The following is an 18,611-nucleotide window of genomic DNA, read 5'->3' as shown; positions in this document are numbered from 1 at the left end:
TTGCACGTTCTTTGCATATTACTTGCCCAGTCCCTGCTTAACTAGCGTAGATGCTAGCATATCAAGCTTCTCTTCAAGCATTTTAGTCTTTATTACGGATGACGCGCGGCAATGACTCTTTTTGATTCGACGGCTGCCAGCCAGTCTGGCCGGGTGCGCCTTGGCGCTGTTTTGGCTCTGTTCGTGTTGGTCGGTGGCTTGGCCCTGGCTTGGTGGATTATGACCCAACCCCCGCGTATCGAGCGACGCGCGCCACCCCCGGCGCCCGTGCCCGTGGTCGATACCATCACCGTCGACGAGCAAACCCAGGCCCCGGAGCTCACCGGGTTCGGCCGGGTAGAGGCGGAAAAATCGACCCAGCTTGCCAGCCGCGTAGCCGGCCAGCTCGATCGTTTCGCCCCCGGCGTGGTGCCAGGCCAGGTGGTGGAAGCGGGGGCTCCGCTTGTGTATATCGACCGCGCGGATTTGGAGCTAACCCTTGAAGACGCCGACGCTCAGGTCGCCACCGCCCAGGCCGGCCTGGCGCTAGAGGAGGCCGAGCAGGAGCGCGCCCGCGCCGATTACGCCCGTTTCGGGCGCGAACTAAGCGCCGAGCGCCGCGCGCTGGTACTGCGCGAGCCCCAACTGCGCCAGGCCGAAGCGGCGCTCAGCCAGGCCCGGGTGGTGCGTAACCAGGCGGCGCTGAACCTGGAGCGCGCCACGCTAAGCGCCCCCTGGCGCGCCATGGTGACCGAGCGCACGGTAGGCGCCGGTACGCTCTTAAGCCAGGGCACCGAAGTGCTGAGCCTGGTGGGCGTGGAGGAGTTTTGGGTGCGCGCCTCGCTCCCTGGCAAGACCCTGACCTGGCTTTCCCCCGGCGACCGGGTCACCCTGACCAGCCAGAGCTGGCCGCCAGGGGAAAGCCGCGAAGGCCGGCTCACCTCGATTCTGCCGGGTTTGGAAGAGAACGGCCTACAGGCGCAGCTTTTGGTCTCGATCGATGACCCCTTGGCCCTGGACACCTCAGGCCCCGCCCTGCGCCTGAACGACGTCATGCGCCTGCGCTATCACACCACCGCCCGCCAGCCCCTGATTGCCCTGCCCTCGGCGGCGCTTCGCCCGGGGGATGTGGTGTGGTGGCTCGATGACGACGACCGCCTGCAAAACACCACGGTGACACTCGCCTACCGCGGCGAAGAGCAAGCGCTGATCAGCGCCGGGCTCTCCCCCGGTCAGCGCGTGGTGACCGGCGGGCTGGCACAGCCCCGGGTCGGCCAGCAGGTTCGCCCGCGCGCGCCGGCGAACACCCCCGCCCAGCAGTCAGAGGAAGGCTCATGATGCGCAAAGGCCCGCTCGCGTGGATGGTCGATCACGGCGTCGCCCCCAACCTGATGATGGTGCTGTTCATCGTCGGGGGGTTGATGGCCTCGCTTGCGATCAAAAAAGAGGTGTTCCCCGACTTCGAGAGCGAAACCGTGCAGGTCACCATCAGCTACCCAGGGGCGACGCCCGAGGATATCGAGCAGAGCTTGCTGTTGCCCGTGGAGGCGGCGGTGTCCAACGTGGAGGGCATCGACGAGCTGACCGCCACCGCCAGCGAAGGTAGCGGCGTGGTGCGCGCCACGTTGATCGACGGCGTGGACACCATGCGCGTTTACCAGGAAATCCAGCAGGGCGTCAACGCGATCACCACCTTCCCGGGCGCCGCGGACCCGCCCCGTTTCACCCTGGCCGGCTACTCGCGCAGCGTGGTGAGTTTGCAGGTCTACGGCTCGGCCAGCCTGGCCGCCCTGCACGACGCCGCCGAGAACGTACGCGCCGAGCTTCAAGCCTCGAGCGGTATCTCCCGGGCGGAGCTTTCCGGTAACCGGGAGCGCGAAATTCAGGTACTGCTGGATGAAGAGGCGATCGAGCGGTTTGGTCTCGACCACCAGCAGCTCGCCGCGCGCATCAATGAGGAGGCGCTGGATTTGGCCAGCGGCCAGCTCACCACCGCCGAGGGCGAGTGGCTGATTCGCTACCAGGGCCGGCGCAACAGCGCCGCCGAGTTCGCGAACCTGCCGGTTCTGACCACCGCCCAGGGCGCGCCGGTGCTGCTGGGCCAAATCGCCGAGGTTCGCGAAGGCTTCGCCGAGGCCGACCGTGAGGAGTTCTATAACGGCCAGCGCGGGCTCTCGGTGGATGTCTACCAGGTCGGCGATCAAACGCCCACCAGTATCTCCAACGCGGTGAATAGCGAGCTCGAGCAGCTGCGCGCCAACCTGCCCGCTGATATTCACCTGGATGTCGCCCGGGACAGCTCCGAGGTGTACGAAGACCGCCTGGGGCTTTTGCTCAAAAACGCCTGGATGGGTCTGGCGCTGGTGATGGTGCTGATGGCGCTGTTTTTGGAAGCGCGGCTCGCCTTTTGGGTAACGCTTGGCATTCCCACGGCCTTTTTGGGCGCCATGCTGTTTCTGCCCTGGGTGGGCGTGTCGCTGAACATGATGTCGATGTTTGCGTTCATCATTGCGCTGGGCATCGTGGTCGATGACGCCATCATGGTGGGCGAGAACATCTACAGCTACCGCGAAGAGGGCTATTCGCTGCGCGACGCGGCGGTCAAGGGCGCCGGTGAAATCGCCGTACCGCTCACCTTCGCGATTCTTTCCAACATCGTGGCGTTCATGCCGCTGCTGTTTCTACCCGGCTTTTTGGGCATGATCTTCGCCACCGTGCCGGTCGTGGTGGTCACGGTCTTTTTGATCTCCTGGGTCGAGGCGCTGTTCATTTTGCCGGCGCACTTGGCCCATAGCCATAAACCCCGCCAAACCCCAGCCTGGCAGCGCCCGCTGGAAGGCCTTCGCCATCGTCTGCAGGGCGGGCTGCATCGCTTTACCTACCAGGGTTTCGAGCCGTTTTTGCAGCGCGCCCTCAACCAGCGCCTGCTAAGCGTGGCGCTGGGGGTGGCGCTGTTGCTGGTGGTGCTGGCCTGGGCCATGAGCGGGCGTCTGGGGTTTTCGCTGATGCCGCGGGTAGAGTCCGACCAGGTGCGGGCCACCGTGACGCTGCCGATTGGCAGCAATATCAGCGTAAGCCGCGAACTTGGCCAACAGCTGATCGACGCCGCCGAAACCCTGAGCGAGCGCGAGCCGACGCTGGCTTTCGAGAGCACCCGTAGCCGCCTCGATGGCGAGTCCCTGGAGGTCACCCTGGATATCGCCCGGGAAAGCCTGGACGCCTGGCCGCCGTCGCGCATCGCCACCGACTGGCGGGAGCTAACCGGCGATTTGGTCGGCGCGCAGTCGGTTCGCTTCGCCTCGGACGTAGGCGGCCCGGGCAGCGGCGCCGCACTTAGCCTGCGCCTTTCCCACCCCAACACCCAGGTATTGGAAGCCGCCGCCACGCGCCTGGCCGAGCAGCTCGGCGAATACGGGCTCACCGACATCGACAGCGGCCTGGGCGACGGCAAACCCCAGCTCGAAATGCGCCTTTCCGCCGAAGGCCGGGCGCTGGGGCTCACCGGTAGCGACCTGGCCCAGGCCCTGCGCGGCCCGCTTCAAGGCGCCACCGCCGTCGAACAGTTCATCGGCCGTCAGGAAGTCAGTGTCGAGGTGCGCCTGCCCGAGCAGGACCGGGCGAGCTTGAACGAGCTCTACCGGCTGCCCGTGCGCACCTCCGAAGGCATGAGTATCCCGCTTTCGCGGGCGGCGGATATCACCTTGAGTCAGGCCTCCAGCAGCCTTCAACGTATCGACGGGCGGCGCATCATTACCGTCACCGCCGACTCCGACGACGGCCAGGTGATCAACCAGGTGCTGGCCACCCTCGAGGAGGAGGTTTTCCCCACGTTGACCAACACCTGGCCAGGGCTGGAAGTGGCCCTGGGCGGGCGCCAGCAGGATACCGCCGACAACCTCGCCACGCTGCGCACCGCGATGTGGATGATGCTGGCCGCCCTTTACGCCTTGCTGGCGATCCCGTTTAGAAGCTACCTGCAGCCGCTTTTAGTACTGGCCGCCATCCCGTTTGGTTTGGTGGGGGCGGTGGCCGGCCACATGGTGATGGGCTTTGGCCTTTCGATCATCAGCCTTCTGGGGATGCTGGCGCTCTCCGGGGTGGTCATCAACGACGCCCTGGTGCTGATCGACTACGCCAACCGCAAGCGCCGGGAAGGCATGGCCGCTCGGGAAGCGATCGTGGCCGCCGCTACCCGCCGCCTGCGCCCGATCATGATGACCACGCTGACCACCTTTTTGGGGCTGGCGCCGATGATTCTGGAAACCTCGCGTCAGGCGCGCTTCATGATTCCCATGGCAATCTCGCTGGGCTTTGGCATGATCTTCGCCACCGTCATCCTGCTGATTCTGGTGCCCTGCCTGTACCTTGGCCTCGAGAACCTGCGCGAGCGGCTAAGCGCCCCGGTCGCCCCCCAACCTGAAGGAGCCTCCTCATGAGCCGGCTCGGTGCGCTTTCTCGCTGGCGGCCTTCCACGCTTGGGCTGCGCCTTTTCGCGGTCATCCTGAGTGTGAACGTGGCGATTGCCGCGAGTATTTTTCTGGCCGTCTCTTACAGTATCGACCGGGGCTTTATCGAGTACCTGAACCAGGCCCAGCAGCGCCGCGCGGCGCTACTGGCCGACGGCCTGGTCAGCCGCTGGAACGCCCAGGGCAGCTGGGCGTGGCTCGAACGCGACCCGCAGCGCTGGCCCCGGGTCGTGCGCTTCGAGCTTGGCCAGGAGAACAACGAGCGCCCATCGCCTTTGGGCGAGGCGCAGGATTTCGCGCTGCGCGACGCCCAGGGCGACGACGTGGTTCGCCCCCGCCCCAGCGGCGCCGAAAGCGACTGGCGCTGGCTCACGCTTTACAGCGAAAGCGCCTCGGGGCCCGGCACCCAGGCGATTGGCAGCCTGGGCTTTCGCTCGCCCCAGCAGATGATGGAGCGTATGGAGAGCCGCTTTCTGGAGCGCCAAAAGCGTAACCTGTTCATCATCGTGATCTCGCTGGTCGTGGCCTCGCTTTTATTGGCGGGCGGACTCTCCTGGTGGCTGGGTGGGCGCACCCGGGCGCTGGCCGGCGCCACGCGTCGTCTTACCGAAGGCAACTACGAGATGCGCCTGCGCGCCCGGGGCCGCGACGAACTCTCGCGGCTGGCCCAGGATTTCAACGTGCTGGCCGAAACCCTGGAAGCTAGCCGCAACGCCCGGGCGCGCTGGGTCTCGGACACCGCTCATGAGCTGCGTACGCCGCTTGCCGTGCTGCGCGGCGAGATCGAAGCGATGCAGGACGGCGTGCGAGCGCTCAATCAGGAGAACCTAGGCTCGCTTGCCCAGGAGGTCAGCCAGTTGGAGCGGCTGGTGGCGGATTTGCGTTTGCTTTCGCAAAGCGATGCCGGGGCGCTGGACATCCGGCTCGCCCCCATGGACTTGAGCGAGTGTTTGGAACGGCGCCTTTTGGACGCCGACCGCTGGCTAAGCGACAGCGGCCTGACGCTGACCACCCGTATCGACCCGAACCTTACGGTACTGGGCGATACCCAGCGCCTGCGCCAGCTTTGGAGTAACCTGCTGGACAACAGCTGCGCCTACACCGCGCCCCCCGGAGAACTGCACGTGCGCCTTTATAAAGATGGCCAACACGCCGTTTTGATATGGGAAGATAGCGCCCCGGGCGTCCCCGAAAGCGAGCTTGCCCGGCTGACCGAGCGGCTCTACCGGGTGGAGGGCTCGCGCAGCCGGGCAAGCGGCGGCAGCGGCCTGGGGCTTTCGATTGCCAAGGCGTTGGCCGGCGCCCACAACGCCACGCTCACCGCCGACGCCGCGCCCTTGGGTGGGCTTCAATGGACACTGCGCTTTCCACTTTTGTCTTCACGCTAGACGAGCTTTCCTATGTCACCGACTGATTCACATCATGCCGACGCACGGCCGCCCGCCAACCCGACGCTTCTCATCGTCGAGGACGAGCCAAAAATTGCCCGGCTGATGGCCGACTACCTGGCAAGTCACCATTTCGCGCCTACACTGATCGAGCACGGCGACGAGGTACTCCCTTGGCTCGAGGCCAACACCCCGGCGCTGGTGCTGCTGGATTTGATGCTGCCGGGCAAGGACGGCATGACGCTTTGCCGCGAGATCCGCCAGCAGTGGCCGGCGCTGCCGATCATCATGGTGACGGCCAAAGTCGAAGAGGTGGACCGCCTGGTCGGGCTCGAAATGGGCGCGGACGACTACATCTGCAAACCCTTCAGCCCGCGGGAAGTGGTGGCGCGCGTCAAGGCGGTGCTGCGGCGCAGCACCGCCGCCGCCGAGCCCGCCCCGCAAGCGGCGCCGCCGTCACCGGTCACTTTGGACGACGATGGCTGGGTGGCGCTGGCCAAGGGCCAGGATTTAGGGCTCACCGCGGTGGAGTTTCAGCTTCTTCGCGTCATGATGCACGCCCCCGGGCGCATCTTCAGCCGCGAACAGCTGATGGATCACATGTACCGCGACAACCGCATCGTGTCCGAGCGCACCGTGGACAGCCACATCAAGAAGCTGCGCAGGAAAATCACCGAAGCCCTGCCCGAGCAGGAGATCATCCGCTCGGTGTACGGGGTGGGCTACAAGTATCAGCCCGAAGGTTAGGCTCTGTCTGAAAAGTGCCTGCGCTCGACAATACGGCGTTAAAAATTGGCTCAAAATACTCATTTACACATGTAAACTCCGTTTTCTCGCCAATTTTTGCCTTGTCTTGTCTTCGCTCGTCGACTTTTCAGAGAGACCCTAGGCGTTTATCAAGGACATCGGCAGAGGCGTTGATGAAAGCGCTCATTGTAGAAGACAACGACAACCTGGCGCGCTCGATCGCCACGACGCTGACCGAGGCGGGCTTCAAGATCAGCCTGGCAAGCGATGGCGCCCAGGCCCAGCACATGCTGGCCCAGGGCGGCTTCGACCTACTGCTGCTGGACCTGGGCCTGCCCGAGCTCGACGGTATCACCCTATTGAGGCGCCTGCGTCACCAGCACGACAGAGTGCCCGTGCTGATCATCTCCGCTCGGGATACGCTCGACCAGCGTATTTCGGGCCTTGAAGAGGGCGCCGACGACTACCTGTGCAAGCCCTTTTCGCTGGATGAAGTGACCGCCCGGGCCCGGGCGCTGGTGCGCCGTGCCAAGCATTTCGGCGGCGAGTCGCTCACCTGCGGCCCGCTTGAGTTTCTGCCCGACGCTTGGGAGCTTCGCGTCAATGGCGCGCCCATCACCCTGCACCGTCGCGAACTCGAGGTGGTCGAATACCTGATGATCAACCAGAACCGCCTGGTGAGTAAGGACCAGATCATCGACCGGCTCTCGAGCCTGGACGAACCGGTCAGCGCCGCCGCCGTGGAAACCTATATCTCGCGTATTCGTAAAAAGATTGGCCAGGAGTTCGGCCTGAAAACGGTGCGCGGGCTGGGCTACTACCTGGCACCCCCGTCTTGATCTTGAGCGTCACCGGATGTTGAACGTCGCAGCCCGACTGAAAAAGCGCATGCCCACCTCGATTCGCGGGCGCCTGCTGCTCTGGATCGGCCTGCCCTTCATTGGCCTGGCACTGGTGATGCTGGCCTCGAGCCACGTGCTGCTTACCCGCCAGATCAACGAGACCTTCGATGCCATGCTGCTCAACGCGGCCAACCGTCTGGAGCGGCGCATTTACACCGTGGACGGTGAGCTTCAGATCAACATGCATTACTTCAGCGTGAGCACTCTGGGTAGTCGCGGCGAAGGCAAAATCTTCTACCGCATTCGCAACATCGACGGGGGTATCATTGCCGGCTTCCCGGGCCTTGGCGACCCACCCGGGCCGCTCGACGAGCCGCTTTTTTACGATGTCACCTACGCCGGCAACGAGCTGCGCGCCGTGGCGCTCACCTTCCCTTTCAACCGCAGCCTCACCCATACCGACATCGAGGTGATCGTCGCCGAGTCGAAAGAGGCGCGCTACACCCTGGCCAACGACTTCATGCTGACCTTGAGCAGCCTGATGGCCGTAACGGGGATTTTGGCCATGACGCTGGCGCTTTTCGCCATCTACCGGGGGCTTGCGCCGCTCAACGCGGTCAGCCAAACGCTTCGCCAGCGCTCACCCAACGACCTGCACCCCATCGAGGACGGCGCGCCCCGGGAAATTCACCCGCTGATCCATAGCCTCAATCAGTTGATGCAGCGTATCCGCCGCAGCATCGAGAGCACGCAACAGCTCAATGCCGATGTGTCGCATCAACTGCGAACGCCGATTTCCGAGCTGCGCGCGCTCAGCGAGATCTCGCTCAAAACCACCCAAGAGCCCGACACCCGCGCCAACCTGATCGAAATGCAGCGCATCGCCGAGCACGCAAGCCACACCGTGCAGCAGCTTCTCAAATACGCCAAGACCCGCCACGAGCTTTTCGACGCGACCCACCTGGAAGAAGTCGACCTGGTCGCTATCTGCCGGCAGGCCTGCGCCCAAACGGCCACCAGCATCTACCAAAAGGGCCAAGAGCTCTCTTTCGAGCAGACCGGTACGCCGCCCGAGGTGCTGGGCGACCCGATCATGCTGCTTTGGATGGTCACCAACCTGATCGAGAACGCCAGCGTTCACGCCGGTGGCGGCCGGCCCTACCGGGGCAGTATCGACATCGTGCTCGAAGAAAAGCCGGGCAGCGCCGTACTCACCGTCAGCGACCACGGCACCGGTGTCGACCCGACAAGCCTTGGCCAACTGACCGAGCGGTTCTACCGCCATGACCGGCAAACCCCGGGTAGCGGGTTGGGGCTTGCAATCGTCGAGCAGGTGGCGACCGCCCACTCGGCCACGCTGACGCTTGGCAACCGAGCCGACGGCGAGCAAGCGCCGAACACCCAGGCAGGGCGTGGGTTGGTCGTGCGGGTCGCGTTTCCGGCTATTCCGGCTGGTTGACCGCGCTTGCCAAGCGCACCATTGCTGGCGTCATGAAGATCAGGATCAGTAGCCGTAGCACGTGGTGGGAAACCACGTAGACCGGGTCGATGCCCATGACCGTGGCGATGACCGCCATCTCCCCCACCCCGCCGGGAATCAGCGCGAGCAGCACCGCCAGGAAGGAAAGCGCGGTGATGGATGCCACCAACCAGGCCATGGCCGCCGCCGCGCCCAAAGCGAACAGTGCGTAGGCGATGCCGAAGCGCCCGACCTTGAGCACCTGAGAAAACGGCGTGTTGGAAAAGCGCGACCCCACTGAGGAGCCGAGTATCAAGAAAGCGCCGAACACCAGCCAGACCGGCACCGAGTAGTCGAGACCGGCGTTGGCCAGCACCGCCCCGGCGGCCATGGGCCCCAGAAATTCCGGTATCGGCACGTTGAGCTTTCGCGCCAGCCACCAAAAAAGCGGCGCCAGCATCAGTGCGGCGGCGTCCATCAGATTCGGGGCGTGGGAATCGCTTGAAAGCGTTGCCTCGCCCACCAAAAGGCTTGCCATTAGCGCCGCCCCGGAGACGACGGTGACAAGGCGCAGCGAGTGGGAAATGGCGATCCAGCGCAAATCGCCCTTGGCGTCCTCGGCCAGCACCAGCGCCGAATTCATGCTGCCCGGGTAGGCGCAGAACATCGCGCTTACCCGCCCCACCCCGGCGCGCGTGAAGATCCAGTAGCCGCCGGCCAGCATCATCGCCATATACACAAGCATGGCCAGAACGCTTGGGTACCAGTGAATCAGCCCGGCCAACTCATAGGCCTGAATACGGCTGCCGATAAAAAGCCCCAGCAGCCCGATGGCGACCAGGTGAACGCGCTTGTCGACGCCGGTTTTCACCCCGGCAAGCGAGACCCCCATCACCAGAAACAGCGCGCCCAGCATCCAGGCCAGCGGCAGTGAAAAAAGGGTGGCGACCACACCACCCACACCGCCCAGGCCCAGGGTTTTAAGCGTTCGCCAGACCATCCGCTACGCCTTTTGCGCGCGCCGCGTTTGAAAGCGCTGCATCAAGGGTTTGCCGATCAGTGAAATCAGCAGCAGCGCCAGAATGCCCAGCGCCACCGGGCGGGTGAACAGATAGCTAAAATCGCCGCCGCTGATCTGGTACGAATGCAGAAGCGACTTCTCGGCAAGCGAGCCCAACAAGAGCCCGATAACCGCGGCGGGCACCGAGTAGCCGTAGTGGCGGAAAATCCAGCCGATCACCGCGAACACCAGCACCGTGGCCGGGCCGGTCATGTTGCCGGTCAGCCCGAACGAGCCCATCACCGCCAGCACCAGCACCGAAGGAATAAGATAGCGCATCGGCACCTTGATGATGTTGGCCAACAGCGGAATGAACAAAAGCCCCACGATAACCAGCAAAAACACCTGGGCGAAGTTGGCAAAAATGATGGCGTAGACCACATCGGTTTGCTGGCGAATGAACTGCGGGCCGCCGGTGATGTTGTGCATGGCAAACGCCGCCAGCATGACCGCCGTGGCGCCACCGCCGGGAATACCCAGCGCCAAGAGCGTCGCCATCGAACCGGCTTCCGAGGTGCTGTTGGCGGATTCCGAGGCCACCACGCCCTTGGGGTTGCCCTTGCCAAACGACTCCGGGTCCTTATCGCGGCGCTTGGTCTCCACATAAGAGAGCAGATTCGACACCGACGAGCCCACGCCTGGCACCGCGCCGACGAACACGCCGATCAAGCCGCCGCGAATCATCACCCAGGGGTGGCTCAACGCCATCCGGCAGCCACCGAGAATCTGGCCGATGCTGACCTTGCGCGACGCCTCGGACTCGACGATGAAGTTTTTATTGGCCAGCTTGAAAAGCTCCGAGGCAGCGAACATGCCCATCATGGCGGGGATGACCGGGATACCGTCGAGCAGGTAGGTTTGCCCCATGGTGCCGCGCGCCAGGCCCACTTCGCTAAAACCGATCGTACCCGCCAGAAGGCCCACGAAGCCGGCCATCAAGCCCTTGAGTACCTGCTCGCCCTTGAGGCTTGCAATCAACGTCATGCCCCACAAAATGACGATGAACATCTCGGCGGGGCCGAGCTTCAACACCATCACCGAGAGCGGCTGGATCATGATGAACAGGATCACGTAGCCCATCAGCACACCGATGACCGAAGAAGCAAGCGCCACGCCGAGCGCTTCGTTGTGCTGGCCGTTGCGCGCCATCGGGTAGCCATCGAAAGCGGTGGCGATCGCCGACGACGTACCGGGAATGTTCATCAAAATGGCCGGAATCCCCGAGCCAAACGAGCCGCCGGTGAAGATGGCGGTCAAAAACAGCATGGCTTGGATGAAGTCCATGTACATGGTCATGGGCAGGAAGATCGCCATGGCCATGGAGATTTGAAGCCCGGGCGTGGCGCCGAAAATCAGCCCCAAAATGATGCCGGGGATGACCACCAGCCAGGGGCTGAAGCTGGAAAAAAGCAGCGCCAGGCTCTGCTCTACTGCGGCAAAATCGATCATGGCGGCTCCTTAGCTGGGCAGCAGCAGTAGGGTCATGGGATAGGGCAACATCTGCGAGAAGAAAAACGCGCAGCCCAGCCCGAAAACGGCGCTAAAGCCCGTGACCAGCCAGACATTGCGCTCGCCTTTGAGCACCAGAAAAAGCGCGATGAACGCCACGGTGGCGATATCGAAGCCCAACGTTTCCAGCGAGATCACGTAGGCGGCGAAGAGCCCGACCACCGGCAGCGTCTGGTGCAGCGGCTCCTCTTCCTCGCTGGGGCGGAAAAGCGTGCCGTGCTTGATGCGTAGCCCAAGCTCCAGGGCAATGACCGCCAGCACGACCAGCGAAAGCGGCAAAATCAGCAGCAGGTTCTGGGCGCTTGATGAGACGCTATAGGCATCCCACAGATACCAGAGGGTAAAGCACGCCAAGGCCATGAGGACCAGAAAGTCCCCATAGTCACGTTTGTTTTCGGACATGGTGATTCTCCAGGCCGGCCCTGGCGGGCCGGCCTTCAAGCGGATCAGTTAAGCAGGTGGGCGTACTGCTCGAAGACCTCGTAGTTTTCGCGCATCAGCTCGTTGGCGCGCTCCGGGCCGACCCAAACGCCGCCCATGTCGTTACGCTCGAGGTGGTCCTGCACCTCTTTGCGGGCCAGCGCGCTCTGGATGGCGGATGAGAGCGTCTCGAAGCGCTCCGGATGCTCGCGCTCCATTTCACTGGTGACCGCGAAGCCGCGCATCGAGCCCTGGAGCACCGGTACTTCGATGTCCATCGGGGCGAGGGCTTCGTTGATCGGCGCCACGTCCCACTGCTCGATACGCTCATCGCTGACGATGGCAAGCGGCGTCAGGAACTCGCGAATGCCTTCGCTGCCTTGGGCACTGATCGAGACGAAATCGACCTGACCACCAGCGACCGCCGAACGCGCTTCACCGCCGCTGTTGTAGGTCACCAGATTCAGGTTGTCCTGGTCGATACCGGCCTGGTCGAGCAGCAAGCGCACCATCAGGTGGCCGGCGGAGCCCTGTACCACGGCGCCGCGTACCTGGGTGTCCTCGTCGCGAATGGCTTCGAGCAGCTCGGGCAGGTCGTCATAGCCGCTGTCTTCGTTGGCGGCGATCAGATCCAAGTCGAACCACTGGAAATTGATGTAGTTGAAGTCATCCACGCTGAAGTTGGCGCCGCCGGTCAAAATCGAGTTGGTCAGGTACGGGGCGAAGGTCGAGGCGTACACGGTGTAGCCATCGTCGGGCATGTTCAGCACGTAGTTGGAGGCGACCTGCGTGCCGGCGCCCGGGCGGTTGCTGACCTGAACCGGCACGCCGATTTCCTCCGAAATATAGCCGGACATGGCGCGGGCCAGGCGGTCGGCGCTGCCGCCGGTGCCAAAGCCTACGATCATGTTGATCGGGCGCTCGGGGTAGTTGTCCGCCGCGGCGGGCAGCGCCATGGCAAGGGAGGCAGCGGTGGCGGTAGCGCCGACCAGCAGCGATTTCACGGTCATACCAAGCGAAGCGACACTGTTTTTAGGCATAGCGTTCTCACTTTTTATAAATTTATAGATTTTGGGCAGGTCTGCGCCTGCAGTGCCCCTACGCTATGCCACGAAGCTTTCACCAACCTTGCACGCCCTCAAAAGCCAACTAAAGTCTAATCGCCCTGGCCCGCCTCAGAATTCACCTCTCTATCGAGAAAGGCGATGGCCGCTTTGATGGCGCCGCCGCGCAGCAGAAAGCTTCCGATATGCCCGCGGCCGTGCTGCACATAAAGTTCGGAGCGCGTGCCCTGATCCGCGAGCGCCTGGTAGAAATCCTCGGCGTGGTCCACTGGTACCAAGCGGTCCCGGTTACCGTGGAAGATGAAAAACGGCGGGGCTTGCGAGGTGATTTGGCGCGCGGGCGAGGCCAGTTGGTACGCCTCGGGCTCTTCATCCCGGGTGCCACCGATCAGGTCGATCACCAGTTCGCCGTCGTCGAACTTCAAAAGATCGCTTGGAAGGCCCCCTACCGCCGCCGCGCGCAGCCGGGTATGCGCGCCCCCAAAAGGCTCGGCCAACGGGCCGTGCTCGCTTGCCAGTGCCAGCAAACTCACCAGGTGCGCTCCGGAGGAGTAGCCCACGCCCACGATGCGGTCGGTATCGATGCGAAAGCGCTCGGCGTTTTGATGAATCCACGCCATCGCCTGCTGCAAATCATGAAGCTGAGCGGGGAAGCGATACTCGGGGGCGAAGCGGTAGGCGACATTGACCGTTACATAGCCCTGGCCTGCCAGTTGTTTGGCGATTTTATCCATATCCTTCGGGTTTCGCCCACGCCAGCCGCCACCATGGACGATCAGCGCCGCCGGGCGCAGGCCTTCCCCCGGGGTATCCGGCAGGCGCACCCTGGCCGTGAGCGCCTCGGGCCACTCGGGCGGTGTGTAGCGCTGGGGGGCCAGCGCCGCGGAGCGCACGACGGGCTTTTCCTGGGCCAGGGCCTGGGCGGGTTCGCCGTTCGAGGCGAGATGGGTGGCGCCGCAACCGCCGAGCAACAGCGCCAGACTGCCCGCGCCCAGGGTTTGGCGGATCCCGCGAAATGCCTGCATCGATAACTCCTTTTATCTTTCGCGCATTCATATCTTCGCATCGAGAAGCGAAGATCACGTTGTTTGCACACTTCGTGCAACGACTTTACACCGAGGCGTTTGATACTGCAGGGGTCAAGACATTCAACTGCATCGACAAAAGAGGTACGCCATGACGCTATCCATTCGTAAAATCGCCGCTCCTGCTCTGCTCGCCGCCGCTTTGATTCCGGTGGCATTGACCGCTCAGGCCGGGCCGCACGATGGCAAGGACCGCGAGCAGATGCGCGAACACATGCAGGAGCAGCGCGATGAAGTGTATCAGCGCGCTGAGATCAACGAAGAGAAACAGACAGAGCTCAATGAAGCCAACGCCGAGTTTTACGAGGCGATGAAGACGCTTCGCGACGAGCACAAGGAGCGCGTCAGTGAGATTCTCACCAGCGACGAAGAAGAGGCCCTGAAAGAAGCCATGCGCGAAATGCACGAAGAAAGCCGCGGCGAGCGCCACCACGGCGAAGACGATAGTGAAAGCGACGAGCCTATCACCACGCAGTAAGTCTCTCTGCGCGACTCTCTGGTTATACTCTCTCGTTACACTCTTCTTAGCATACCCTCTTGCCATGCCCGGCCCAGCCGGGCATGGCGCCGTTGTAGGCTTGGCTTTTTTCTCATACCCCACTTCGTATGTGGCTAATACCGGCGGCGCAGTTGTGCAACGTAGCGGCGCGGAGTAAGTTAAAAGGCTAACGTTTCCAACCGGCTACGAGGTTCTTCATGTCCCGCGCCCGCCGCCCCTCGGGAGGGGGCTTTCCCGTGCCTGGCAGTGCACTTTTGAGTGCCTGGCGCGAAGGTTACACCCTTGGCAAACTCAAGCGCGACGTTTTGGCGGGCATCACCGTGGGCGTGGTGGCCGTACCGCTTTCGATGGCGCTGGCGATCGCCACCGGCGTAGCGCCGCAGCACGGCCTTTATACGGCGATCGTGGCGGGGGCGATCATCGCCCTGACCGGCGGTTCGCGCTTCAATATCTCTGGGCCCACGGCGGCCTTCGTGGTGATTTTGTTCCCCATTGCGGCGGAGTTTGGCCTGGGCGGGCTGCTGTTGGCCACGCTCATGGCCGGGGCCATTTTGGTGGCGCTGGGGCTCGCCAGACTCGGCACGCTGATTCAGTACGTGCCCTACCCGGTCATTCTGGGCTTCACCGCGGGGATCGGCGTGGTCATCGCGCTGCTGCAAGTGCCGGATTTTCTGGGCCTGACCGACATTGCATTGGGCAGTAGCACTCCGCACAACCTGCTCGTTATCGCCCAGGCGCTGCCCGGGCTTTCGCTTGCCGATCTCTGCGTGGGCGTGGCGACCTTGAGCGTTTTGATTGCGTGGCCGCGTTTGAAAACGCCGATCCCCGCGCCCCTGGTGGGGCTGGCGGCGGGCACGTTGGTGGCGCTACTGCTGTCGCTTTTGGGAAGCGATGTCGCGACCATCGCCTCGCGCTTTAGCTGGGAATCCCAGGGCGTGACGGGCAGCGGTATCCCGCCGTTTGCGCCGGGCTTTGCGCTGCCCTGGCAGTTGCCCGGGGCCAATGGCGAGCCGCTTAACGTTAACTTCGCACTGATCCAGGCGCTGCTCGGCCCGGCGCTTGCCATCGCGCTGCTGGCGGCGATCGAGTCGCTTTTGTGCGCCGTGGTCGCCGATGGTTTGACCCGCACCCGCCACAACCCCAACGTGGAGCTGATCGGCCAGGGGCTTGGCAACGTGGTCGCGCCCTTTTTTGGCGGCATTACCGCCACCGCGGCGCTTGCCCGTACCGCGACCAATATCAAAAGCGGCGGCTTCTCCCCCATCGCGGCGCTGGTCCACTCATTAGTCGTGCTGCTGGCGGTGATCGCCCTGGCGGGGGCGATGGGCTATGTGCCCATGGCAGCACTGGCGGCGCTTTTATTCATCATCGCCTGGAACATGAGCGAGGCGCGCCATTTCGTGCACACGCTGAAAAGCGCCCCGGCAAGCGACGTAGCGGTGCTGGTGATCTGTTTTCTGCTCACCGTGGTGTTCGATATGGTCATCGCGGTGGCCGTCGGTATGGGCCTGGCGGCGGCGCTGTTCATCCGGCGCATGGCCCAGTTGACCCAGACTCAGCGTGTCGAAGCATCCTCCAGCACTGCCTTTGCGCCCGGTGTGGCCCGCTATAAGATCAGCGGGCCGCTGTTTTTCGGCGCCGCCGAGAAAGCCATGGCCACGCTGCGCGTGGTCGACCAGGACGTGCGCGTGGTGGTGCTGGATATGCACGCGGTACCCAGCCTCGATGCCTCGGCCATGATCGCGCTGGATACCCTTCTAGGCGAGCTCGATGAACGGGGCGTTGGGGTGATCATGGTGGGGCTGGCACCGCGCATGGTGTTGAAACTCAAGCGTGCCGGTATGCGCCGCGCAACCGGAAAACTCGCAGTCACGGCCAGCCTCGATCAGGCAAGCCGCTTGGCCGAGCGGTGGCTTGCCGCTAGCCAAGCGGCAGACAAAAAAACGCCGGGGTAGCCCCGGCGTTTATAGCGCGCTTACTCGCCCGGCCAAGCCGGGCCTGGTGTAAGGCTTAGAAAAAACCCATCGGATTGATGTCGTAGCTCACCAGCAGATTCTTGGTTTGCTGGTAGTGCTCGAGGGCCATCTTGTGGGTTTCGCGGCCCACGCCGGATTTTTTATAGCCACCGAAGGCCGCATGCGCCGGATACTGGTGGTAGCAGTTGGTCCACACGCGCCCGGCCTGAATGCCGCGACCCATGCGAAACGCCACGTTGATATCGCGGCTCCACACGCCCGCCCCCAGGCCGAACTCGGTGTCGTTGGCAATCGCCAGCGCTTCTTCTTCGTCCTTGAAGGTCGTCACCGACACGACCGGGCCGAAAATCTCCTCCTGGAAGATGCGCATCTTGTTGTTGCCCTTGAGAATCGTCGGCTCGATGTAGTAGCCGCTGTTGTAATCCCCTTCGATGCTCGCCTTGTTGCCGCCGGTCAAAAACTCCGCGCCCTCTTCCCGGGCCACGTCCATGTAGGACATGATCTTGTCGAACTGCTCTTGAGATGCCTGGGCGCCGACCTGCACGTCGGTGTCCAGGGGGGTGCCGCGTTTGATGGCCTTAGTGCGCTCGAGCACCTTGACCATGAAGTCATCGTACATGCTCTCCTGGACCAGCGCCCGGGACGGGCAGGTGCACACCTCGCCCTGGTTCAAAAACGCCAGCACCAGGCCTTCGACCGCTTTATCCACGAAGGCGGGCTCGGCGTTCATGATGTCGGCGAAGTAGATGTTCGGCGATTTGCCGCCAAGCTCCACCGTGGAGGGAATGATGTTCTCGGCGGCGCACTTCAGGATATGCGAGCCCACTGGCGTTGAGCCAGTAAAGGCGATCTTGGCGATACGCTTGCTGGTGGCCAGGCTCTCGCCGACCTCTTCGCCGAAGCCGTTGACGATGTTGACCACCCCGGGCGGCAGCAGGTCGCCTACGACCTTCATCAGTTCGAGAATCGAGGCCGGGGTCTGCTCGGCGGGTTTGAGCACCACGCAGTTGCCCGCGGCCAGCGCCGGCGCCAGCTTCCACACCGCCATCAGAATGGGGAAGTTCCAGGGGATGATTTGCCCCACCACGCCCAGCGGTTCGTGAAAATGATACGACACGGTGTTGGCGTCGATATCTGCAGCACTCCCTTCCTGGGCGCGGATACAGCCGGCGAAGTAGCGAAAGTGATCCACCGCCAGGGGCAGGTCGGCATTCAGGGTTTCGCGCACCGCCTTGCCGTTGTCCCAGGTTTCCGCCACGGCAAGCGCTTCCAGGTTCTGCTCGATGCGATCCGCCATCTTGAGCAGGATGTTGCTGCGCTCGGCGGCGGAGGTTTTGCCCCAGGCCGGGGCGGCCTTGTGGGCAGCGTCCAGGGCCTTGTCGATATCCTCGGCGCTGGAGCGGGGAATCTCGCAGAACACTTGGCCGTTCACCGGGCTGATGTTGTCGAAGTACTGCCCTTTCTCGGGTGCGACGAACTCGCCGCCGATGTAATTACCGTAGCGTTTTTCAAAGGTGACGAGGGCGCCGTTATCGCCTGGGTTTGCGTAGATCATGGTTAAGCTCCTCAGCGTTAAGATGATTGAACCACTTTCAGTGTTGGTCACCCAGCGCCCAAACGAAATCACCCAAAAGTCGCAGCCCATAAAAAAAGACGGCCGAAGCCGTCTTTTTTGACCAGGCGACGGATCAGCGCACGATCATCACCGAGACTTTCGCGTGGTGCACCACGTGCTCGGCGTTGGGGCCGAGCACGTAGTCGGCGAACTTACGCTTGGTGTGCGAGGCCATGACGATCAGGTCGGCGTCGATTTTCTTACCGATCTTGATGATCGCCTCCCAGGGCGAGCCATCGACGATCACGCTTTGCGTTTGGATATCCTCGGGCACGTGCTCCTGGATAAACGCGTTTTGCGCCTCGTGCATCGCCTCGTGGGCCTTTTTCGAAAAATTTTTCGGAAAGTAGGCCCCGACCATCGGCATCTTGAACTCCGGTAGTACGCTCACCAAATGAAGCGACGCCCCGAAGGTATGGCAAAGCGTTACCGCCACCGGCAACGCCTTTTGCCAGGACGCCGCCTCGTTGAGATCCACAGGAAGCAGAATTTTCTGATACAT

Annotated in this window: 15 protein-coding genes; 8 read left to right on the top strand and 7 right to left on the bottom strand. The window is 63.3% G+C overall.

What is annotated here, in order from left to right; all coding sequences use genetic code 11:
- Positions 1-111: 111 nt before the first annotated feature.
- From ACWHRL_RS03415 to ACWHRL_RS03390, 6 genes are all read left to right on the top strand, one after another.
- Positions 112-1,317 carry an efflux RND transporter periplasmic adaptor subunit gene (locus ACWHRL_RS03415; RefSeq protein WP_447895229.1) on the top strand — a complete coding sequence of 402 codons (1,206 nt, stop codon included), beginning with the start codon at positions 112-114 and terminating at the stop codon, positions 1,315-1,317.
- Positions 1,314-4,415, top strand: coding sequence for an efflux RND transporter permease subunit (locus ACWHRL_RS03410; RefSeq protein ID WP_447527876.1), 3,102 nt, complete (start codon positions 1,314-1,316; stop codon positions 4,413-4,415). Before ACWHRL_RS03415 ends, ACWHRL_RS03410 begins: the two co-directional genes overlap by 4 nt.
- Positions 4,412-5,833, top strand: a complete 1,422-nt coding sequence (locus ACWHRL_RS03405) for an ATP-binding protein (protein WP_447895228.1) — start codon at positions 4,412-4,414, stop codon at positions 5,831-5,833. The genes ACWHRL_RS03410 and ACWHRL_RS03405 overlap by 4 nt, the downstream gene beginning before the upstream one ends.
- Before the next feature lie 12 nt (positions 5,834-5,845).
- The gene (locus tag ACWHRL_RS03400) at positions 5,846-6,580 is read left to right on the top strand and encodes a response regulator (RefSeq protein ID WP_447527874.1); all 735 of its coding nucleotides are present in this window, start codon (positions 5,846-5,848) and stop codon (positions 6,578-6,580) included.
- A gap of 173 nt (positions 6,581-6,753) precedes the next feature.
- Positions 6,754-7,419, top strand: coding sequence for a response regulator transcription factor (locus ACWHRL_RS03395; RefSeq protein ID WP_447527873.1), 666 nt, complete (start codon positions 6,754-6,756; stop codon positions 7,417-7,419).
- Between the two features lie 16 nt (positions 7,420-7,435).
- Positions 7,436-8,881, top strand: coding sequence for a sensor histidine kinase N-terminal domain-containing protein (locus ACWHRL_RS03390; protein WP_447895227.1), 1,446 nt, complete (start codon positions 7,436-7,438; stop codon positions 8,879-8,881).
- Here ACWHRL_RS03390 and ACWHRL_RS03385 read toward each other — a convergent pair.
- The 5 genes from ACWHRL_RS03385 to ACWHRL_RS03365 form a co-directional block, all read right to left on the bottom strand.
- On the bottom strand, positions 8,865-9,881 hold the full coding sequence (locus ACWHRL_RS03385; protein WP_447527871.1) for an AbrB family transcriptional regulator: 1,017 nt from the start codon (positions 9,879-9,881) through the stop codon (positions 8,865-8,867). The genes ACWHRL_RS03390 and ACWHRL_RS03385 overlap by 17 nt on opposite strands.
- 3 nt (positions 9,882-9,884) lie before the next feature.
- Positions 9,885-11,390 (bottom strand): tripartite tricarboxylate transporter permease, encoded by a 1,506-nt coding sequence (locus ACWHRL_RS03380; RefSeq protein ID WP_447895226.1) that lies wholly within the window; start codon positions 11,388-11,390, stop codon positions 9,885-9,887.
- 9 nt (positions 11,391-11,399) lie between these two features.
- Positions 11,400-11,852 (bottom strand): tripartite tricarboxylate transporter TctB family protein, encoded by a 453-nt coding sequence (locus tag ACWHRL_RS03375; protein WP_447895225.1) that lies wholly within the window; start codon positions 11,850-11,852, stop codon positions 11,400-11,402.
- A gap of 44 nt (positions 11,853-11,896) precedes the next feature.
- Complete coding sequence (locus ACWHRL_RS03370; protein WP_447527868.1) at positions 11,897-12,910, bottom strand: Bug family tripartite tricarboxylate transporter substrate binding protein; 1,014 nt, start codon at positions 12,908-12,910, stop codon at positions 11,897-11,899.
- A 116-nt stretch (positions 12,911-13,026) separates the two neighbouring features.
- On the bottom strand, positions 13,027-13,959 hold the full coding sequence (locus ACWHRL_RS03365) for an alpha/beta hydrolase fold domain-containing protein (protein ID WP_447895224.1): 933 nt from the start codon (positions 13,957-13,959) through the stop codon (positions 13,027-13,029).
- Positions 13,960-14,110: 151 nt separating this feature from the next.
- Between ACWHRL_RS03365 and ACWHRL_RS03360 the strand changes: the two genes are divergently transcribed.
- Together ACWHRL_RS03360 and dauA are read left to right on the top strand one after the other, a co-directional pair.
- Entirely contained in the window at positions 14,111-14,497 is a 387-nt protein-coding gene (locus tag ACWHRL_RS03360) for a hypothetical protein (protein ID WP_447895223.1), read from the top strand.
- A 218-nt stretch (positions 14,498-14,715) separates the two neighbouring features.
- Entirely contained in the window at positions 14,716-16,473 is a 1,758-nt protein-coding gene (gene dauA, locus ACWHRL_RS03355) for a C4-dicarboxylic acid transporter DauA (protein ID WP_447895222.1), read from the top strand.
- Positions 16,474-16,528: 55 nt separating this feature from the next.
- Here dauA and exaC read toward each other — a convergent pair whose 3' ends face one another.
- Positions 16,529-18,049 (bottom strand): acetaldehyde dehydrogenase ExaC, encoded by a 1,521-nt coding sequence (gene exaC, locus ACWHRL_RS03350; RefSeq protein WP_447895221.1) that lies wholly within the window; start codon positions 18,047-18,049, stop codon positions 16,529-16,531.
- 133 nt (positions 18,050-18,182) lie between these two features.
- The gene (locus ACWHRL_RS03345; protein WP_447895220.1) at positions 18,183-18,611 is read right to left on the bottom strand and encodes a universal stress protein; all 429 of its coding nucleotides are present in this window, start codon (positions 18,609-18,611) and stop codon (positions 18,183-18,185) included.

This window comes from Vreelandella sp. GE22 (assembly GCF_968212445.1).
Note: the sequence above shows the minus strand (reverse complement) of the source record. Positions and strands in the feature narration are given on the sequence as shown.

Bases quoted from the DNA above. Each gene is read 5' to 3' on its own strand.
- ACWHRL_RS03415 (WP_447895229.1), top strand. From the start codon at position 112: ATGACTCTTTTTGATTCGACGGCTGCCAGCCAGTCTGGCCGGGTGCGC.
- ACWHRL_RS03410 (WP_447527876.1), top strand. From the start codon at position 1,314: ATGATGCGCAAAGGCCCGCTCGCGTGGATGGTCGATCACGGCGTCGCC.
- ACWHRL_RS03405 (WP_447895228.1), top strand. From the start codon at position 4,412: ATGAGCCGGCTCGGTGCGCTTTCTCGCTGGCGGCCTTCCACGCTTGGG.
- ACWHRL_RS03400 (WP_447527874.1), top strand. From the start codon at position 5,846: ATGTCACCGACTGATTCACATCATGCCGACGCACGGCCGCCCGCCAAC.
- ACWHRL_RS03395 (WP_447527873.1), top strand. From the start codon at position 6,754: ATGAAAGCGCTCATTGTAGAAGACAACGACAACCTGGCGCGCTCGATC.
- ACWHRL_RS03390 (WP_447895227.1), top strand. From the start codon at position 7,436: ATGTTGAACGTCGCAGCCCGACTGAAAAAGCGCATGCCCACCTCGATT.
- ACWHRL_RS03385 (WP_447527871.1), bottom strand. From the start codon at position 9,881: ATGGTCTGGCGAACGCTTAAAACCCTGGGCCTGGGCGGTGTGGGTGGT.
- ACWHRL_RS03380 (WP_447895226.1), bottom strand. From the start codon at position 11,390: ATGATCGATTTTGCCGCAGTAGAGCAGAGCCTGGCGCTGCTTTTTTCC.
- ACWHRL_RS03375 (WP_447895225.1), bottom strand. From the start codon at position 11,852: ATGTCCGAAAACAAACGTGACTATGGGGACTTTCTGGTCCTCATGGCC.
- ACWHRL_RS03370 (WP_447527868.1), bottom strand. From the start codon at position 12,910: ATGCCTAAAAACAGTGTCGCTTCGCTTGGTATGACCGTGAAATCGCTG.
- ACWHRL_RS03365 (WP_447895224.1), bottom strand. From the start codon at position 13,959: ATGCAGGCATTTCGCGGGATCCGCCAAACCCTGGGCGCGGGCAGTCTG.
- ACWHRL_RS03360 (WP_447895223.1), top strand. From the start codon at position 14,111: ATGACGCTATCCATTCGTAAAATCGCCGCTCCTGCTCTGCTCGCCGCC.
- dauA (WP_447895222.1), top strand. From the start codon at position 14,716: ATGTCCCGCGCCCGCCGCCCCTCGGGAGGGGGCTTTCCCGTGCCTGGC.
- exaC (WP_447895221.1), bottom strand. From the start codon at position 18,049: ATGATCTACGCAAACCCAGGCGATAACGGCGCCCTCGTCACCTTTGAA.
- ACWHRL_RS03345 (WP_447895220.1), bottom strand. From the start codon at position 18,611: ATGTATCAGAAAATTCTGCTTCCTGTGGATCTCAACGAGGCGGCGTCC.